A 1,966-nucleotide genomic window follows, 5' to 3' on the forward strand; every position below is an offset into this window, starting at 1 on the left:
TCACCGACGGGCTGAACTTCAGCGTCGGCGACGACTTCGGCCTGACCCGCTTCGTCGACGCACTGCGCACGAGCACCGTGCACGCGATGACGCCGATCGTGCGGACCGCGCTGTACACGCCGGGGGCCGCCAGTGCCGCGACGCTCGACACGACGACCCAGCACATCAGCAACTTCCAGTTCACCGACGCGGCGCATGGCCTGCTGAAATCGCGCTACGACGTGGTGTTCCTGCTCGCGATCACCACCGAGGGTGGCGCCGGCCTTGCGCAGGAGCCGGGTGGGCAGGCGGCGATCGTCAATTTCATGCAGCAGGGCGGCGGGCTGTTCGCCACCGGCGACCATGAAGACCTGGGCGCCGCGATGTGCATGACGATCCCGCGCGTGCAAGGCATGCGGCGCTGGGCCGCGGCCGACACGCCGAGCGGCGGCGGCATCGACCGGCTGACCACCACCGCGCCCGGCGCCAACGACGTGTTCGAGTTCGCCGATCAGTCCGATGCATTGCCGCAGCGGCTGTACGTGAACTTCCGCACCAGCTTCGGCGTTGGCGTCGCGCACCCGGTGCTGCAGGTGCCGGGCGCCGCGCCGGCGCGCGCGATCGAGGTGTTCCCCGACCACCCGCACGAAGGCGAATGCCGCGTGCCGGCGGTGCTGACCGGCAAGCTGCCCGACGGCGTCACCGACGAATGGCCGATGGCCACCGGCAGCACGCAGCGCGTCGTGCCGGAGGCGATCGCGCTGACGGTGTCCGAGGGCAATGCGTTCCCGGGCAAGGCGGCGGTCGCGCCGCGCTCGTTCATCCCGGTCTGCGCCTACGACGGGCAGCAGGCCGAGGTGGGCCGCGTCGTCACGGATTCGACCTGGCATCACTTCGTCAACGTCAACCTGGTCGGCCTGACCGGCCGCAACCTCACCGACGTGCACCAGTACTACCGCAACCTCGCGAGCTGGCTGATGCCCAGGCATGTGCGCCGCTGCTGGCGCTACCCGGTGCTGATCCGCGAGCTGGTGCGCTACCCGCTGTTCGAGGAAATCCGCCTGGAGCCGGTGGAAAGGTTCGACGGCCCGGCGTTGCATGCACTGGGCGAGAAGGTGGAAGACGCGCTGCAGCGGCGCTTCACGCGGGCCGACGTGGCGGCGATGGTCGGCGACGCGCTCGACGAGATGCTGGATGCCCGCTCGCGCAAGCTGCTCGACGGCTTCCACGGCCGCTACGGCGAGGTGTCGTCGCGCGACACCGGCCTTGYGGCGCTGGGTGCGTTGACGCTGGCCACCGGCAACACCGCGCTGCAGCTGCAGGAGAAGGGCGAGGACGTGAAGGACGCGATGGGGCTGTTCGACGAGGCCGCGGCGAAGGCGCTGCGGCTGGGCATCCAGCGCTACCTGGGCGATGCGCGCGAGGGCTTGCGCAAGCTCGACGAGGTGATCGGGGCCGTGCTGCGCTGATCAGGGCTTGCGCCTGGCGCGCGGATGCGCCGCGTCGTAGACCTTCGCGAGGTGCTGGAAGTCCAGCTTCGTGTAGACCTGCGTCGTCGAGATGTTGGCGTGGCCCAGCAGCTCCTGCACCGCGCGCAGGTCGCCGCTGGATTGCAGCAGGTGCGATGCGAACGAATGCCGCAGCATGTGCGGGTGCACGTGCGTCGGCAGCCCGGCCTGCAGCGCGCGTCGCTTCAGCCGCGAACGCACCTGGCTGTCGGTCAGGCGGGTGCCGCGCCGRCTCACGAACAGCGCCGGCTCGCCCGGATCGGCCAGCGTGCCGCGCAGCGCCAGCCATTGCGCGAGCGCCTGCAGCGCCGGCCCGCCCACCGGCACGCTGCGGCGCTTGCGGCCCTTGCCGAGCACCTGCGCCTCGGCCTCGGCGGCGTCGATCCAGCCGGCCGCCTCGCCGCTGGCCCGCACGTCCAGCCCCACCAGTTCGCCGACGCGCAGCCCGCAGCCGTACAGCAGCTCGACGATGCACTGGT

2 protein-coding genes are annotated in these 1,966 nt (G+C 71.3%); one reads left to right on the top strand and one right to left on the bottom strand.

Annotated features, from left to right (window positions below; translation table 11 throughout):
* On the top strand, positions 1-1,448 hold a 1,448-nt coding region (locus tag AC1D12_RS32070), incomplete at its 5' end, for a hypothetical protein (RefSeq protein ID WP_477845202.1).
* Here AC1D12_RS32070 and AC1D12_RS32075 read toward each other — a convergent pair.
* The coding region (locus AC1D12_RS32075) for a tyrosine-type recombinase/integrase (protein WP_477845203.1) at positions 1,449-1,966 on the bottom strand (518 nt) is incomplete at its 5' end.

It is taken from the genome of Rhizobacter sp. P1_G5, from assembly GCF_056405435.1.